Source organism: Actinomadura soli (assembly GCF_005889715.1).
In the GTDB taxonomy this organism is placed as follows: Bacteria; Actinomycetota; Actinomycetes; order Streptosporangiales; family Streptosporangiaceae; genus Spirillospora; species Spirillospora soli.
In genome coordinates this window covers 1-16,723 of the sequence record NZ_VCKW01000193.1, presented here as the reverse complement: position 1 = coordinate 16,723, position 16,723 = coordinate 1, and the positions used below count along the sequence as shown (strand labels likewise).

Sequence of the window (16,723 nt, the reverse complement as noted above, 5' to 3'; positions counted from 1 at the left end):
GGCGTTCGGTGGTTTTGGCGAAGGGGAAACACCCGGTCCCATCCCGAACCCGGAAGTTAAGCTCTTCAGCGCCGATGGTACTGCATGGGAGACTGTGTGGGAGAGTAGGACACCGCCGGACACATATCACACAGAAAGGCCCCGCCGACACGGCGGGGCCTTTCTTATTTGTCGGAGTCGGGTTCCGGGGCCGGTGACGGTGCCCCGGAGAATGGCGGCGATCGACTATCTTCGTCCCGAACCTTCCTCGTGAGATTGGGATAGTGATGACCTTCGCGATTGAACCGATTGATCCGGCCGAGCTGCCTGAGTCTTCGCCGGCCTACACGCATGGAACGCTGGTCAGCGGTGCGCAACGGACCCTGTACATCAGCGGCCAGCCGCCGTGGACCACCAAGGGCGACGTTCCGGCTGACTTCGCTGCCCAGTGCCGCCTCGCATGGGACAACGTCAAGACGGTCCTTGCCAGCGCCGGTATGACCGTCGGCAATCTCGCCAAGGTCACCATTTATCTGTCCGATCGGCGATACCGCGAACTCAACTCGCAGATCCGTCACGAGGTGCTCGGCGAGCACCGTCCCGCGATCACGATCATCATCACGGGTATCTACGACGAGGCTTGGCTTCTGGAGATTGAAGCCATTGCAGTCGGGCCTGCCTCGTCCGCCGCGCCAGGCACGGAGAACGGGCAGAGCTGACGGAGGTCGAGCACTCGTCGCTCGGTGGTCGTGGGGAGTGCTCATTGGGGCGTGGGCGGTGGATGGCGCCTGTTCGTGGTCGGTACGGCCGTGGAAGTGATGGCCGGAACCGATCCCTAGAACGGGTTCGTCGTGTTGATCGACGGGCGGGGAGCGCGGGCTCAACGTCGCGCCCGTTTGGTGAATCCCGCTCGCGCTCCCAGCCCATCCGATCACCGTCTTGCGGGTGGCTCTGCGGATGCGGGGGACGGCGGTTGCTTACGAGTCGGGCTTGGATTCCAGGGTTTGGAGGAGGGAGTTCACCGCGGGCAGGTCGGTTTCGCTGAAGACTTGGATGCCTTCTCGTTCGAGGAGGGCGGTTGTGACACCCTCCCCGGCTACCGACGTGCCGGTGAAGGTGCCGTCGTAGATTCGGTGGCTGCCGCAGGACGGGCTGCCCTCCTTGAGGAGGGCGATGCGGGCGCCCGAGCGGCGGGCGGTGTCGAGGGCCTGGCGGGCGCCGTGGAGGAATTCGGCGGTCACGTCCTCACCCGTGTCCGTGCGGACATGAGCGGTGCCGTCCAGGACGGCGTGGCCGTCGCCGCCGACGATCTCGGCCGGTGGGCGGGGGACGGCCAGTCCGCCTGACACCTCGGGGCAGAACGGGACGAGGCGGCCCTCGGCGCGCCAGCGTTCGAAGAGGTCGTCGCCCACCGGTTTGGCGGCGCCGTCATAGCGGACGGGCCGCCCCATGAGGCAGGAGCTGACCAGAATGCGTTCCACGTCCTCCAGAATATGCGGGGTACGGGCACGTCTTGCGTCGCTCGGGGCTGCGGCGAATAGTGGTGGAATCCTCCGTTCGCAGGGAGCCTGGCATGGTCCTTCTCGGCCGTCCACTCCGGGAGGCGGGCCGCTCGCCGCGTCCACGGGGCTCGGTGCTCGTGTCCTGGTTGACCACCACCGACCACAAGGTGATCGGGTATCTGTATCTGATCACGTCGTTCACGTTCTTCCTGCTGGCCGGGCTGATGGCGATGGTGATCCGCGGGGAGCTGGCGGAGCCGGGCCTGCAGGTCGTCAGCAACGAGCAGTACAACCAGATGTTCACGATGCACGGCACGATCATGCTGCTGCTGTTCGCGACGCCGCTGTTCGTCGGGTTCGCGAACGTGATCATGCCGTTGCAGATCGGGTCGCCGGACGTGGCGTTCCCGCGTATGAACATGATGAGCTACTGGCTGTTCCTGTTCGGCGGCCTGATGCTGTTCGCGTCGTTCATCTCCCCGGGCGGCGCCGCGAGCTTCGGCTGGACGGGATACGCGCCGCTGAGCAGCGAGCTGCGGTCGCCGGGCATCGGCGCCGACATGTGGATCATGGGGCTGGCGCTGTCGGGGTTCGGGACGATTCTCGGCGGGGTCAACTTCATCACGACGATCGTGGGAATGCGGGCCCCGGGAATGACGATGTTCCGGATGCCGATCTTCACGTGGAACGTCTTCCTGACGAGTGTTCTCGTGCTGATGGCGTTTCCCGTCCTCGCCGCGGCGCTGCTGGCGCTGGAGGCGGACCGGCGGCTCGGCGCGCACATCTTCGACGCCTCACACGGTGGCGCGTTGATGTGGCAGCACCTGTTCTGGTTCTTCGGGCATCCCGAGGTCTACATCATCGCGCTGCCGTTCTTCGGCATCGTCACCGAGGTCATTCCCGTGTTCAGCCGCAGACCGTTGTTCGGCTACCTCGGTATGGTCGGCGCCACGATCACGATCACGGGGCTGTCGATGTCGGTGTGGGCGCACCACATGTTCACGACCGGTCAGGTGCTGTTGCCGTTCTTCTCGTTCATGTCGTTCCTCATCGCGGTGCCGACCGGGGTTAAGTTCTTCAACTGGGTCGGGACGATGTGGCGGGGGAGCCTGACGTTCGAGACGCCGATGCTGTTCTCCGTCGGCTTCCTGGTGACGTTCCTGTTCGGCGGGCTGACCGGCGTCATCCTGGCGTCACCGCCGCTGGACTTCCACGTCCAGGACTCCTACTTCGTCGTCGCGCACTTCCACTACGTCGTCTTCGGGACGGTCGTGTTCGCGATGTTCGCAGGCTTCTACTTCTGGTGGCCGAAGATGACGGGGAAGATGCTGCATGAGGGGTGGGGGAAGGTCCATTTCTGGACGCTGTTCATCGGCTTCCACACGACGTTCCTCGTCCAGCATTGGCTTGGTGCCGAGGGCATGCCGCGGCGGTACGCCGACTACCCGGAGGAGTTCGCGGCGCTGAACCGGATCTCCAGTGCCGGCGCGTTCCTCCTGGGCATATCCACGCTGTTCTTCCTCTACAACGTGTACCGGACGTCGCGGCGCGCCGTCCCGGTGGACGTCGATGACCCGTGGGGCTACGGGAATTCGCTGGAATGGGCCACATCCTGCCCGCCGCCGAGGCATAACTTCACGTCGATTCCGCGGATCCGTTCTGAGCGTCCCGCGTTCGACCTGCACCATCCCAAGCTGGGCGGTTAGCCGGTTACTTGCGGATGCGGTTCACGGCCACTTGCGCCACGCGGACGGCGGCGCCCGGGTTCAGGCGGGCACCGCGCCAGGCGAGGCGGCCGTGGGCGGGCGCGACGATGAGCGCCTGGTTCTTGGCGATGCCGCGCATGATGTCGCGGGCCAGTTTCTCGGCCGTGTAGAGGCGCGGGGACGCCTTGGCGATGTCGCCGGTGGCGTCGCCGCTCATCGGCGTCTCGGGCAGGTCCGGGTTGACGTTGTGGAGCAGCGGCGTGTCGACGAAGCTCGGGCAGACGACGCTGACCTTGACGCCGCGTCCCGCGGCCTCGGCGCGCAGGCCGAGGGACAGGCCGACGACGGCGTGCTTGGTCGCCGTGTAGGGGATGCCGATCGGCATGGGGACGAGTCCGGCGAGCGAGGCGGTGTTGACGATGTGGCCGCGGCCCTGCTCCAGCATGATCGGGTAGGCGGCGTGGACGCCGTGCACGACGCCCTTGAGGTTGATGTCGATCGCGCGGTTCCAGTGGTCGAGGGTGAGTTCCTCGGCCAGGCCGCCGATGGCGATGCCGGCGTTGTTGAACACCAGGTCGAGGCGTCCGTGATCGGCGCCGACGCCCTTGTAGAGGTCCGTGACGGCGTCGGGGTCGGTGACGTCGAGCGGGGCGGACGTCGCCTTGCCCTTGCCGAGGGTGTTCAGCTTGTCGGCGACGTGCGCCGCGCCGTCGGCGTTGATGTCGGTCACCACGACGGTGTCGCCGCGCGTCACCAGGGAGGTGGCGATCGCACGGCCGATGCCGGACGCGCCTCCGGTCACGATCGCGATGCTCATGGGGACTCCGCTCAATGTTGGACGCCGCTAACCGCGGGGGCAGCTAATTAGATTCGGTGTTCAATTACGGCGATTCTAGGGCCGGAGTCCGGCCTGTCACGAGGTCGGGGTCGCCGTCTCTACCTGGAAGTCGCAGGGTCGAGCTTGCGGGTCCGCAGCCAGAAGCTGACCGTGGACGCCGGACCGCTTCAGCCCGATCGCCATCCCGGTCGCCATCCCGAGGCCGGAGAAGCCCGTCCCGATGACGACGACCTTGTACGGGCCCCCGGTCCGGACGCGGGCGTCACCACGGCGGGCCTCTCCTTCGTGCCCCAGGGGCGGGACGCCCGGGAGGCGCCGTAGGGGTTGCCGGGCCGGTCGTGGTCACGCGGGCTTGCCGGTCTCGACGGTGCGGCGCTGCTTCGGCTCGTCCCAGATGCCGAACGTCTTCCACACCTGCTTGCCGACCGGGCTGATCACGCCGAGCTCGGCCATCAGATCGCGGATCTTGCCGACGGAGTTGGAGATCTCCGCCATCGACGCCTCGCTCTTGTACGCCTGGCGGACGACGTCCTTCGGGATGCCGAAGTGCCGCACCATCGGCCCGGGCGGCGACAGCATGATCCGCGCCATCACGCCGAGGACGACCGGTGTCGCGACGCCGAGGATCCGGCGGCGCAGCGGGTTCATGTTCGGCACCCGGTGCTTGAGGTAGTGCCGGGCGAACGAGATGTGCCGGGCCTCCTCCGCGATGTGGATCTTCATGATGGTCTCTTCGAGCGGGTGTTTGATGTGCCCGCCCTTGAGCGACTTGCGCTGGACGTAGTCGATCGGGTCCTCGCCGCCGAGCACGAAGATGAAGAACATCTCGGTGCTGACCAGCGGGATCCACGGCGCGGCCTGCGCGATGAGGCTGAGCGAGCGAGGCATGCCGCGGATCGGCATCTTCGTCCGGTTCACGAACTCCTGGAACATCATCCCGTGGTGACATTCCTCGGTCGTCTCGTGGTAGACGTAGCGGAACTCGGGGCGTCCGTTCGGCAGCCGGTAGGCGTAGTTCAGCAGGCCGCGCTTCAGCAGATTCTCGAACTGCAGGCCGATCTTCATCGCGGTCGCGACGCGCCAGAGCCCGATCTGCGCCTGGATCTCGGGCGGCTGCGCCTGGTACCAAGCCGTCTCGCCGAGCCGGTCGAACGGCGGCAGCACCCAGCGCGGGTCGTTCTTGTCGACGGTGAACTCGGGGTCGTCCCACGGGATGTCGGCGTAGGCCTCCCAGTGCTTGTCCACCGACGCCTTGTTCAGGCGGTCGATGACGCCGAGGTAGGACTTCTTGTCCTTGACCTGCTCGCGGACCTCTTCGGCGAGTTCGGTGGGGGCTTTCGGCATGTCGGGCGCTCCCTCGGGGTGGTGCGGTCGGCCGCGGCCGACGGGGCGTTCAGGAGGTTCGGTCGGGACGTTCGGGAGGTGCGGACGGGGGCGTTCCGGGCCCCGGGACGATCAGCCGCGCGACGTCCTTGACCTGGCGCAGCACGGCGGCCTGGTGGCCGTCGGCGTCGTCGTCCAGCGCGTTCTGTATGGAGAGCCCGACGAACATCGCGAACACGCCGCGCAGCATCGTCGGGACGAAGTCGGGGGGCAGCGTGTTCTCCGGGAACAGCCGCTCGAACACCTCCAGGATGACCTGGAGGATCCGCTCGTTCAGGTCGCGGCACAGCGGGCGCAGCTCGTCGTCGGTGCGGGCCGCGACGGCCAGTTCCGTGAGGGCCTTGGCCGGACGCCCGCGGAACACCTCCCACAGCAGGTCGAGCGCGCCGGAGACGTCGCGCCGCTCGGGCGGCAGCGCCGCGAACGCGGTCTCGTACGCCAGGCGCTGCGCCTCCAGCAGATGCTCCAGCGCCGCCGCGACCAGCACCATCTTGGTCGGGTAGTGGTGCTGCTGCGCCCCGCGCGACACTCCGGCGCGGCGGGCCACCTCCGTGGTGGACGTCCCGGACCAGCCGAGGTCCACCAGGCATTCCATGGTGGCCTCCAGGAGCCTGGCCTGCGTGTGCGACCGGCGTTCCTCCTGCGTCCTGCGGCGAGGCGGCCCGTCGAGCGGAGCTCGTCCGTTGGATGGCGGTGGGTGGGGGCTGGAGGACGGTACGTGCCGGTGGCGTCGGCGGCTGCTCACTGTCACGCATCCGACGGTACGAGCCGACATACATGCAAGCAAGCCTGCATGTATGTTGCCCGCATCACAATTGGACGTCGTGTCTTATTGATCTTCCCCGGCGACGTACCCCGGGGGAGGTAGCCGGGGGCGGCCGAGTGCTTCGCCGGGAGCAGGCACGGTGCCTCTCCTCACCCGACGACGGGCGGCGGACCGCGACGCCACGATCCCGTGCATGGGAAACGCAGCAGAGGCAAGGCGATCGATCAACGACGAGGCGGGCGGCGGCGCGACCGGCGCGGCCGCCGGGAGGGGCGGCGCGGCCACCGGGGAGGGCGGCGCCCGCACGGTCCATCTCACGAAGGTGTACGGGACCGGCGACATGGCGGTGCGCGCGCTCGACGACGTCAGCGTGGTGCTTCCGGAACGGCGGTTCACCGCGATCATGGGGCCGTCCGGTGCCGGGAAGTCCACCCTGATGCACTGCGTGGCGGGGCTGGAGGACGCGACGTCCGGCAAGGTCTACGTCGGCGACCAGGAGCTCGGCGCGCTGTCCGACCGGCGGCTGACCAGGCTCCGGCGCGAGCGCATCGGGTTCGTGTTCCAGGCGTTCAACCTGCTCCCGACGCTGACCGCCCGCGACAACATCCTCCTTCCGATGACGCTGGCCGGGACGAGCCCCGACAGGGAATGGCTCGACACGGTCGTGCGCGTCCTGAAGCTGGGGGACCGGCTGTCGCACCGTCCGTCCGAGATGTCGGGCGGGCAGCAGCAGCGGGTGGCGCTGGCGCGCGCGCTGGTCACCCGCCCGCAGATCGTGTTCGCGGACGAGCCGACCGGCAACCTCGACTCCCGCACCGGCGCCGAGGTGCTGACGCTCCTCCGCAACGCCGTGGACGACCTGGGCCAGACCGTCGCGATGGTCACCCACGACCCGGTCGCCGCGGGGCACGCCGACTCGGTGGTGTTCCTCGCCGACGGCCGCATCGTCGACGTCATGGACGCTCCCACGCCCGACCGGGTGCTGGACCGGATGCGCGGGCTGGGGGACCTCCGATGATCGGGCTCGTCTTCAAGGAACTGTGGGGACGCAAGCGCCGGATGGCCGGCTCCCTGGTGGCGGTCTTCCTCGGCGTGTCGTTCCTGACGGGAACGCTCGTGCTCGGCGACACCCTCGCCGGAAGCATCGACGGGTACTACTCGCAGTCGTTCGGCAAGACGGACGTCAGCGTCCGCAACTCGACCAGTGTCAGCGACGAGCCGTGGGGGTCCCGCGGGCAGATCGACGCGTCCGCGCTCGACCGGGTCCGCCAGGTGGACGGCGTCCGGAACGCCGAACCGGTCATCCAGGGGTCGGGGCAGCTGCTCGCCAAGGACGGCGCGATCGTCGAGTCGCGCGGCCCGCGCACCGCCGGGAACTGGCTGACCGACCCGAAGCTCAACCCGTACCGGCTGGCCCAGGGACGGGCCCCGCGCGCACCGGACGAGGTCGTCATCAACAAGATGTTCGCCACCGAGGGCAAGCTGAAGGTCGGCGACCGGACGGCGGTGCTCACGCCGGAGAAGGTCCCGGTGACCGTGGTCGGGATCAGCATGTTCGGCGACGAGGAGGCGTTCGGCGAGACGTCGTTCACCGCGTTCAGCCTGGAGGGCGCCCGCCTGCACGTCGCGAAGTCGCCCGACCGGATCAGCGGCGTCTACGTCCGCGCGGAGGACGGTGTCGGCCAGCGGGAGCTGGCGTCCCGCATCAAGCCCGTCCTGCCCGCCGGGACGGAGGCCATAACGAACAAGGCGCAGGTCGAGGAGGGCATGTCGCAGGTCGAGTCGGGATTCCTGCAGATCTTCCGGACCGTCCTCGGCGCGTTCGGCGGGGTGGCGCTGCTCGTCGCCGCGTTCAGCATCCACAACACGTTCGCGATCACCATGGCGCAGCGCACCCGCGAGTCGGCGCTGCTGCGCGCCCTCGGTGCGGGCCGCCGCCAGGTCATGACGATCGTCGGGTTCGAGGCGCTGGTCATCGGCGCCGCCGCGACCGCCGCCGGGCTCGCTGGCGGGATGGGCTTCGCGGCGCTGCTGCGGCAGCTGTTCACGCAGTTCCGCATCGGGATCGCCATGGAGGGGCTCACCGTCTCCGCCACCTCGCTCCTGATCGCGGTGCCGGTCGGGCTGCTGGTGACGCTGGTCGCCGCGCTCGGGCCCGCGATGAAGGCGTCCCGGGTGGCGCCGCTGGCCGCGCTGCGCGAGGTCGCCGCCGAGTCCGCCCGTCCGACCGACACCCGCGTCATCGTCGGCGGCGTGCTCGCGGCCGTCGCCGCCGGGACCGTCGTGTTCGGCGCGGTCACCGAGCAGATGGCGATGGCCGGCGCGGGCGCGGTCCTGTGCGTCGTGGCGATGGTCGCGCTCGGCCCGGTCGCGGCGCGTCCGGTCGCCGCGCTGATCGGCGGGCCCGCGGCGCGGACGCGCGGCGTGCCCGGGGCGCTGGCCCGCGACAACGCCGCCCGCAGCCCGAAGCGCACCGCGGGCGCCGCGACCGCGCTGATGATCGGCGTCGGTGTCGTCACGCTGATGACGGTGTTCATCGGGTCGCTCGGCGCGTCCCTGGAGAACAGCGTCGCCGGGTCGTTCAAGGGCCCGCTCGTCGTGAACTCCGGGGGCAACGAGACCGGCGGGTTCGGCACGGGCCTCGTCCAGGACGCGGCGAAGCTGCCGCAGGTCGACCGGGTCGCGGGCGCCGGAACCGGCAGCCTGCGGGTGGACGGCGACGCGTCCACCGTGAGCGTCGCCGACCCGGCGGCCCTCGGACGGGTCCTCGACCTGGACGTCACCCAGGGCGCCATGGCGGACGCGGGCGCGCTCGCCGTGTCGAAGAGCGTCGCCGACGACAAGGGCTGGAAACCCGGCACGCAGGTCCCGGTCACGTTCGCGGACGGCGCGTCGCAGCGGCTCACCGTCGGCGCCGTCTACGAGAACACCGACATGACCGGCGACTACGTCGTCCCGCGGACGGTGTGGAATGCGCACACCCGCCAGCCGCTCGACACGCGGGCGTTCGTCGTCCTCAAACCCGGCGCGACCGTCGCCGAGGCGGGGCAGGCGCTCACCGCGCTCGCCAAGCCGTACGGCGCGCCGGAGGTCCAGACACGGGACGACTTCGTCGCCGCGCAGACCGAGGAGCAGCAGGGTTTCATCACCGTCGTCTACGGGATGCTGATCCTCGCCATCGTGATCGCGCTGCTCGGCATCGCCAACACGCTGTCGCTCGCCGTCCACGAGCGGACCCGGGAGCTCGGGCTGCTGCGCGCGGTCGGCGCGACCCGCCCGCAGATCAGGTCGATGGTCCGCTGGGAGTCGGTGATCGTCGCGCTGTTCGGCACGGCCGGCGGGATCGGGCTCGGCGCGTTCCTCGGCCGGGGGCTCGGCAGCGCGCTCGGCAACCCGTTCGCGCCGCCCGTCCTCACCCTGGTGATCGTCGCGCTGGTCGGCGCGGTGGCGGGGGCGCTCGCCGCGATCCGCCCGGCCCGGCGCGCGGCGCGGCTGGCGATCCTGTCCGCGATCTCCGCCCCGTGACCGCCGCCCCCGTCCCCCTGGCCTGCACATCGGCAGGGGGACGGGACGCCGCGGACCGCCCGTGGCTATGGTGAGTCCATGCAGGTCAACCAGTCGGGCAAACTGACCAACGTCTGTTACGACATCCGCGGCCCGGTGCTCAAGCGCGCCAAGCAGCTGGAGGCCGAGGGCAACAACATCCTCAAGCTGCACATCGGCAACCCGGCCCCGTTCGGGTTCGAGGCTCCGCCGGAGCTGCTCCAGGACATGGTCCGGAACCTGCCGGACGCGCACGGATACAGCGACTCCAAGGGCATCCTGCCCGCCCGCCGCGCCATCGTGCAGCGCCTGGAGGACGACGGCGTCACCGGCGTCGACGTCGAGGACGTCTACCTCGGCAACGGCGTCTCCGAGCTGATCGTGATGACGCTGCAGGCGCTGCTCAACGACGGCGACGAGGTGCTCATCCCCGCGCCCGACTACCCGCTGTGGACGGCCGCGGTGTCGCTGTGCGGCGGGACGCCCGTCCACTACCTGTGCGACGAGTCCGCCGACTGGGCGCCCGGCCTGGACGACATCGAGTCCAGGATCGGCGACCGGACGCGGGCGCTGGTGCTGATCAACCCGAACAACCCGACCGGCGCCGTCTACCCGCGCGAGGTCCTCACCGGCATCGTCGAGCTCGCCCGCCGGCACAACCTGATCATCTTCGCGGACGAGATCTACGACCGGATCCTGTACGACGACGCCGAGCACATCCCCATCGCGTCCCTGGCCCCCGACCTGCTGTGCCTGACCTTCGGCGGCCTCTCGAAGAACTACCGCGTCGCCGGGTTCCGCGCCGGCTGGGTCGTGCTGACCGGCCCCAAGGAGCACGCCGACTCCTACATCGAGGGCCTGGACATCCTCGCCAACATGCGGCTCTGCCCCAACGTCCCCGGCCAGCACGCCATCCAGGCCGCGCTCGGCGGCCACCAGAGCATCGACGACCTCGTCCTGCCGACGGGGCGGCTCGGTGAGCAGCGGGACCGCGCCTGGAAGCTGCTGAACGACCTGCCTGGGGTGAGCTGCGTCCGTCCCATGGGGGCGCTGTACGTCTTCCCGCGCCTCGACCCCGAGATGTACCCCATCGAGGACGACATGCGCTTCGCCCTCGACCTGCTCGAACAGCAGAAGCTCCTCGTCGTGCAGGGGACGGGGTTCAACTGGCCGTCCACCGACCATTTCCGCGTCGTCACGCTCCAGTACGCCGACGACCTCGAAGACGCCGTGGGCCGCATAGGCGATTTCCTCACCACCTACCGCCGCTGACCCGCGCCGTGCGTCCGCGGTAGCGGCGTTTCAGACCTGGCCTGCCGCGGCGGCGTCGAGGCGGCGGAGCGCGCCGCGGACGACGTCCGGGTCGGTGGTGGCCCAGAACGGCGGAAGCGTGCTCTTCAGGAAACCGCCGTAGCGCGCCGTCGCGAGGCGCGGGTCGAGGACGGCCACGACGCCCCGGTCGTCCATCGAGCGCAGCAGCCGCCCCGCGCCCTGCGCGAGCAGCAGCGCGGCGTGCGTCGCGGCGACCGCCATGAAGCCGTTCCCGCCGCGCGCCGCGACCGCCCGCGACCGCGCCGACGACACCGGGTCGTCCGGACGGGGGAACGGGATGCGGTCCATGATGACGAGCTGCAGGGACGGGCCGGGCACGTCCACGCCCTGCCAGAGCGACAGGGTGCCGAACAGGCAGGTGCGCTCGTCCTCGGCGAACTGCTTGACCAGCAGGGACGTGGAGTCGTCGCCCTGGCACAGCAGCGGATGGGACAGGTGGTCCTTCAGCTCGTCGGCCGCCTGCCGGGCCGCCCGCATCGACGAGAACAGCCCGAGCGTGCGGCCGCCCGCCGCCTCGATCAGCTCGGTGATCTCCGTCAGGTAGGCGTCGGCGAGACCGTCCCGTCCGGGTTGCGGCAGATGCCGCGCGACGTACAGGATGCCCGCCTTCGGATGGTCGAACGGCGACCCCACATCGAGGCCCGACCACACGACCTCAGTCTCCTCGCGCTTCTCCGTCGCGGTCTGGGCGAGGCCCTCGGCGGCGGTCTTGGCGTCCTTCGAGGCGTTCTCGTTCAGCGGCGGCAGGCCCCACTGGCGGGCGAGCGGCTCGAACGACCCGCCGAGCGTGAGCGTCGCGGACGTGAGGATCGCGGTGCGCCGCTCGAACAGCGTCGTCCGCAGCAGGCCGCCGACCCCGATCGGCGCGACGTGCAGCGCCGGTGGACGCCTGGGCCGCCCGTCCTGGACGAACGGCTTCTCCAGCCACACCACGTCGAACCGCTCGGCGATCTCCGGCTGGAACGCCTCCAGCACTCGCACGGCCGTGTCATGGAGCTCTTCCAGCGACGACCGAGCGGCCTTCCGTGCCGCCATGTCGCCCGGGTCGACGTCCTTTTTCTCTGGCCCGAGCGCGGTGACGCAGGCGTGCGCGGCGTCCCGGACGACCGCGAGGGTGTTGCCCAGGGCCGGGGACAGGACGTCCATACGTCCGGCCTGCAAATCCTCCAGAAGGAGACCGAGCCCCTCCGCGGCCTCCTTCAACCGGTCGGCGGTGGCCTCCTCGATGAGCCGCCCGCACCGGCGCGCCGCCATCTCGACCGCCGCCGCGCTGAGATCGCCGGTCGCGACGGACGTGACCCGGTCGACCAGCTCGTGCGCCTCGTCCACGATCACCACGTCGTGCTCGGGCAGGACCTGGTACTCCTCCAGCGCGTCGATCGCCAGCAGCGCGTGGTTGGTGACCACGATGTGCGCCTCACCGGCCTCCGCCCTGGCCAGCTCGGAGAAGCACTCGGTGCCGTGCGGGCAGCGCTGCGCCCCCAGGCACTCCCTGGCGGTGACCGCGACCTGCCGCCACGCCTGCTCGCTCACCCCCGGCACCAGCTCGTCCCGGTCGCCGGTCTTGGTCTCCTCGGCCCACTCGTTCAACCGCTTCACCTGCCGTCCGAGCGTGGACAGCTGCTGCGGGTCGAACAGGCTCGGGCCCTCGTCCTCCTCCGGGACGCCCGTCTGCACCCGGTGCAGGCACAGGTAGTTGCGGCGCCCCTTGAGGATCGCGAACTTCAGCTCCGTCCCGAGCAGCGGCCCGAACGTCTCCGCCAGCCGGGGCAGATCGCGGTCGACGAGCTGGCGCTGCAGCGCGATCGTCGCCGTGGACACGACCACCGTCGTCTGCTTCTCCACCGCGTACCGGATCGCCGGGACCAGGTAGGCCAGCGACTTTCCGGTGCCCGTACCGGCCTGCGCGGCGACGTGCTCGCCGGACTCGATCGCCTTCTCGACCGCCTGCGCCATCGTCACCTGCCCCGGGCGCTCGGCGCCTCCGATGGAGGTCACGGCCGCGGCGAGCAGGGTCGCCATGTCGGGAACGCGGGTATCGCTGCCGTTCAGCAGATCAGGGGCGGGCACGCCGCCCAACGCTACCGCCCGCGGCGGACACCCGCGTCCCGGGACGGGTTATCCACAATTTCGGCGGCGGTATCGGCCGGCGGGGGCAGGCTGCGAGGGTCGAGGACATGACAGCCCTGGTGATCCGCTCCGCACAAGACGCCATCGCAGCCGTCCCGTACCTGCTGGGGTTCCACCCGTCCCGGAGCCTCGTCGTGATCGGCTTCGAGAGCGACGGCAACGGCACATGCGCGATCCGGCTCGACTTACCGTCGTCGGACGCCGCCGAGCGGGTGGCCGCGCTCCTGTCCGGCAACGGCTTCCGCCGCTCCCTCATTCTCGGATACGGCCCGGACGGCGAGGTCCGCGAATCCGCCGCCGTCCTGCGCGCGGCCCTCGGCTCCGCGGGCGTCCCCGCCGCCGAGGCCGTCCGCGTGGCCGACGGCCGCTGGTGGTCGCTCACCTGCGACGACGGCTGCTGCCCGCCCGAGGGCGTCCCGTACGACATCTCCGCCAGCGTCGTCGCGGCCCAGGCGACGTTCGCCGGCCAGGTGGCCCTTGCCGACCGCTCCGAGCTGGTCCGGTCCGTCCAGCAGCTCGACGGCCCCGTCCGCACCGCCATGCGCGAGGCCACCGACCGCGCCGAGATACGCCTCCTCTCCCGGCCCGACGATCCCGACGAGAGCCTCGCGTTCGTCCACGCCCTCCTCACCCGCGCCGGCGCCCCACCGACCGACGACGAGGTGGCCTGGCTCGGCGTCCTCCTCACCGACCTGCGCTTCCGCGACGAGGCCTGGATCCGCATCGACGAGGACGCCCCGGCCGCCGACATCGCCTTCTGGCGCGACGTCGTCCGCCGTGTGGAGGATGCCTACGTCCCCGCACCGGCGTCCCTCCTGGCCTTCGCCGCCTACTCCGCAGGCGACGGCGGCCTCGCCAACGTCGCCATCGAGCGGGTCCTGGACGCCGACCCCGCCTACTCCATGGCCGTGATCCTCCGGGAGGTGATCAACGCCGGCATCCCACCCTCAAAACTCCGCCTACGCATGACCTCAGACCAACTGGCCTCCGCCTACTACAACCGCCAACGAAAGGCAGGCTGACCCACCCTCCCCCCAACCGGCCTCGTCACCAGCGTGGCGGCGGTGGATTACCGCCTGCGGTTCATGGGGCCACGGCCTGGCCGGGGGTGCCCGGGTCGATGCGGCGGTCGGGGTTGCGTTCGTTCCAGGCGCGCATCCGGGGCGGATAGCCGACGATCTGGACGTCGTAGACCGGCAGGCCGAGGTCGCGGGCCACCTTGCCGATGACCTTGGGGGAACCGACGCGGCGGCGGGTCCACTCGCCGTCATGGGCGACGGCGACGGCGGTGGTGTCGGTGGCGAAGGTCTCGGGCTCGACGAAGAACTCGACGCCGCGGCGGGAGCGGGCGAAGGCGATCAGCGCCTCGATGTCGGCGTCGGTCGCCTCGCGGTCGAGTCTCGTCACCGTTGACCCGCGGTTCTTGCGGATCCCGAATCGGTCCCGGAACCTCATTGCCTGCCCCGTCGTCTGGTGGCGGTCCCGGAACCGTTCCGGGGCCGGTTGTGATGTACGACGATAACGATGGTCCGGCGTCCGCGGGTTCCCGACACAGCGGCGGGTTTCCGACACAGCGGCGGCGTCCACGGCGGGCGGGGGAGCGAGCCCTAGACTGGCCGCTCAGGGGGCATCGGCAGCGGGGGTGTTGATGGACGGGCCGAACCTGGTCCGGCGAGGGGCGGCCGCCGTGCTCGCGGCCGCGATCTGCGGGGGGCTCAGCACGCTGGCGCCGTCCGCCGGACGGGTCGAGTTCGCCGTGGCCCAGCGCAACGGCCCTTCGCCGTCTGAGGCGCCCGAACCCGCGCGAAAGCCGCCTCCCGACTGCACGCGGGCGAAATGCGTGGCGCTGACGTTCGACGACGGGCCGGCGGCGAGTACCGGCGAACTGCTGGACATCCTCGCTGCCCGCCGGGTGAAGGCGACGTTCTTCCTGATCGGCAAGAACGTCGCCGAGTACCCGGAGCTGGTCCGCCGTGAGCATGAGGCCGGGCACGAGATCGCCGACCACAGCTACTCGCACGCGAACCTCGGAAGGGCGTCCAAGAAGAAGATCGTCTCGGAGCTGACCAGGACGCAGGACGCGATCCGGCAGGCGTCCGGGGTCACGCCGACGATGCTGCGTCCGCCGTACGGGTCAACGTCCAGGCGGCTGTCCGAGATCACGCGGGAGATGGGCCTGGCCCAGGTGCTGTGGACCGTCGACCCGCAGGACTGGGACAGCCGTGACACCGAGGACGTGGAGCGCCGGGTGCTGGCGGCGGCGAAGCCGGGCTACATCGTGCTGATGCACGACATCCACCGGACGACGGTGAAGGCCGTCCCGAAGATCATCGACCGGTTGGCGGCCGAGGGGTACGTGTTCGTGACGGTGTCGGAGCTGTTCGGCAGGCGCCTCACGCCTGGGAAGGAGTACGTCCAGCTGAATTCAGGGGAGCCTCAGGGTCTTCCCTGATATCCCGGCGCGGCGGCGGCGCGGACCATGAATGGTATGGACAGCAGATACGCGGTGGGGGATCTCAGGGTCTCGGACGCCGAACGGGAACCGGTCATCGAACGCCTTCAGGACGCGTACGCCGAGGGCCGGCTCGACCACGACGAGTTCGACATGCGGATGCACCTGGCGATGACGGCCAAGACCCAGAGCGACCTGGGCGCGGTGACCCGCGACCTGGTTCCTGCGCCCCGGCTCGCGCCCGTCCCGGCGGGGCACGGAGAGGCGCCCACGGGGGAGGACCGCATGCTCGCGGCCGCGGCGCACGCCATCGCGGTCCCGACGCTTTTCGTCGGGCCGCTGGTGCTGATGCTGGTCAGCGGCAAGCGGTCCGAGTACGTCCGGCGGCAGGCGGCGGAGGCCGTGAACTTCCACGTGACACTGCTGCTGCTCACGATCGTCACGTTCGGGATCGGCGGGGTGGTCTACGCGGTGGCGTGGATCCTCTCGGCCGTCGCGGCGATCTACGCCCTGGCCGGCCAGTCGTTCCGCTACCCGTGGATCCTGCGCCTCGTGAAGTAGCCGCCATCCCCCGCGCCGCAAGGGCGACCGCGGGCCATCGCGCACGACCTATCGCGCACGACCGAGGGCGGCGACGGGTGAGCGCGGGCGACCGCATACGACCGCAGGATCGTCAAGAAAGATCGCGAACGAATGTGCGAGGCCGGGGCACCCGTGCACGGGCCGCGTGGCGCCTCGAGCAGGGCCTTGGCAGAGTCCGCCCAAGGCCGCGGCGTTCGCCGGGGTCACGCGGCACTGACCGACGACAAGTGATGCTGGTCGGGCCACGTGCCGCCTGTAGGGCCTAGGGGCGTCCGTAGGCCACCGGGTGTCCGTGGGCCACGCGGTGCGCGGGGTGGCACGGTGCTCGTGGGGCACGCAGTGCCCGAGGTGACACGGTGTCCGTGGGCACGCGGTCCGCGGGGGGTCATGCGGTACGGAGGGTCACGCGGTGCGCGGGGGTCGCGCAGTGCGCGGGGGTCGCGCAGTGCGCGGGGGTCGCGCGGTGCGTGAGGGTTGCGCGGTGGGCTGGCGGGGGACTTGGTGCTCGGG

General features: G+C 70.4%; 14 protein-coding genes and 1 rRNA gene. 9 read left to right on the top strand and 6 right to left on the bottom strand.

Features of this window, described 5'->3' with window-relative positions; translation table 11 throughout:
* The first annotated feature begins 4 nt into the window (after nt 1-4).
* A 5S ribosomal RNA gene (gene rrf, locus ETD83_RS29710) occupies nt 5-121 on the top strand.
* A 145-nt stretch (nt 122-266) separates the two neighbouring features.
* A complete protein-coding gene (locus ETD83_RS29705) occupies nt 267-698 on the top strand; it encodes a RidA family protein (protein WP_171064502.1) in 432 nt (143 codons plus the stop codon).
* 258 nt (nt 699-956) lie between these two features.
* Here ETD83_RS29705 and ETD83_RS29700 read toward each other — a convergent pair whose 3' ends face one another.
* Nucleotides 957-1,460, bottom strand: coding sequence for a DUF523 domain-containing protein (locus ETD83_RS29700; RefSeq protein WP_171064501.1), 504 nt, complete (start codon nt 1,458-1,460; stop codon nt 957-959).
* A gap of 92 nt (nt 1,461-1,552) precedes the next feature.
* Between ETD83_RS29700 and ctaD the strand changes: the two genes are divergently transcribed.
* Entirely contained in the window at nt 1,553-3,187 is a 1,635-nt protein-coding gene (gene ctaD / locus ETD83_RS29695) for an aa3-type cytochrome oxidase subunit I (RefSeq protein ID WP_138648520.1), read from the top strand.
* A gap of 4 nt (nt 3,188-3,191) precedes the next feature.
* Here the strand turns inward: ctaD and ETD83_RS29690 are convergent, their stop codons facing one another.
* The 3 genes from ETD83_RS29690 to ETD83_RS29675 form a co-directional block, all read right to left on the bottom strand.
* On the bottom strand, nt 3,192-4,004 hold the full coding sequence (locus ETD83_RS29690; protein ID WP_138648519.1) for an SDR family NAD(P)-dependent oxidoreductase: 813 nt from the start codon (nt 4,002-4,004) through the stop codon (nt 3,192-3,194).
* Nucleotides 4,005-4,367: 363 nt separating this feature from the next.
* Entirely contained in the window at nt 4,368-5,369 is a 1,002-nt protein-coding gene (locus ETD83_RS29680; protein WP_138648518.1) for an AurF N-oxygenase family protein, read from the bottom strand.
* A 49-nt stretch (nt 5,370-5,418) separates the two neighbouring features.
* Nucleotides 5,419-6,159 carry a TetR/AcrR family transcriptional regulator gene (locus ETD83_RS29675; protein WP_230421283.1) on the bottom strand — a complete coding sequence of 247 codons (741 nt, stop codon included), beginning with the start codon at nt 6,157-6,159 and terminating at the stop codon, nt 5,419-5,421.
* A gap of 208 nt (nt 6,160-6,367) precedes the next feature.
* Here ETD83_RS29675 and ETD83_RS29670 point away from each other — a divergent pair, with 208 nt between their 5' ends.
* From ETD83_RS29670 to ETD83_RS29660, 3 genes are all read left to right on the top strand, one after another.
* Nucleotides 6,368-7,192 carry an ABC transporter ATP-binding protein gene (locus ETD83_RS29670; RefSeq protein WP_138648516.1) on the top strand — a complete coding sequence of 275 codons (825 nt, stop codon included), beginning with the start codon at nt 6,368-6,370 and terminating at the stop codon, nt 7,190-7,192.
* Nucleotides 7,189-9,699, top strand: a complete 2,511-nt coding sequence (locus ETD83_RS29665; protein ID WP_138648515.1) for an ABC transporter permease — start codon at nt 7,189-7,191, stop codon at nt 9,697-9,699. The genes ETD83_RS29670 and ETD83_RS29665 overlap by 4 nt, the downstream gene beginning before the upstream one ends.
* A 78-nt stretch (nt 9,700-9,777) precedes the next feature.
* Nucleotides 9,778-10,989 carry a pyridoxal phosphate-dependent aminotransferase gene (locus ETD83_RS29660; protein ID WP_138648514.1) on the top strand — a complete coding sequence of 404 codons (1,212 nt, stop codon included), beginning with the start codon at nt 9,778-9,780 and terminating at the stop codon, nt 10,987-10,989.
* Nucleotides 10,990-11,019: 30 nt separating this feature from the next.
* Here the strand turns inward: ETD83_RS29660 and ETD83_RS29655 are convergent, their stop codons facing one another.
* Nucleotides 11,020-13,071 carry an ATP-dependent DNA helicase gene (locus ETD83_RS29655; RefSeq protein WP_171064503.1) on the bottom strand — a complete coding sequence of 684 codons (2,052 nt, stop codon included), beginning with the start codon at nt 13,069-13,071 and terminating at the stop codon, nt 11,020-11,022.
* Nucleotides 13,072-13,226: 155 nt separating this feature from the next.
* Here ETD83_RS29655 and ETD83_RS29650 point away from each other — a divergent pair, with 155 nt between their 5' ends.
* A complete protein-coding gene (locus ETD83_RS29650; protein WP_138648513.1) occupies nt 13,227-14,201 on the top strand; it encodes a DUF4192 domain-containing protein in 975 nt (324 codons plus the stop codon).
* 61 nt (nt 14,202-14,262) lie between these two features.
* Here the strand turns inward: ETD83_RS29650 and ETD83_RS29645 are convergent, their stop codons facing one another.
* Complete coding sequence (locus ETD83_RS29645) at nt 14,263-14,634, bottom strand: hypothetical protein (RefSeq protein ID WP_138648512.1); 372 nt, start codon at nt 14,632-14,634, stop codon at nt 14,263-14,265.
* Nucleotides 14,635-14,827: 193 nt separating this feature from the next.
* On the opposite strand from ETD83_RS29645, the gene ETD83_RS45515 reads away from it, so the two are divergent.
* Together ETD83_RS45515 and ETD83_RS45510 are read left to right on the top strand one after the other, a co-directional pair.
* Complete coding sequence (locus tag ETD83_RS45515; RefSeq protein WP_138648511.1) at nt 14,828-15,631, top strand: polysaccharide deacetylase family protein; 804 nt, start codon at nt 14,828-14,830, stop codon at nt 15,629-15,631.
* A gap of 36 nt (nt 15,632-15,667) precedes the next feature.
* Nucleotides 15,668-16,192 carry a DUF1707 and DUF4870 domain-containing protein gene (locus ETD83_RS45510; protein WP_138648510.1) on the top strand — a complete coding sequence of 175 codons (525 nt, stop codon included), beginning with the start codon at nt 15,668-15,670 and terminating at the stop codon, nt 16,190-16,192.
* Nucleotides 16,193-16,723 lie beyond the last annotated feature (531 nt).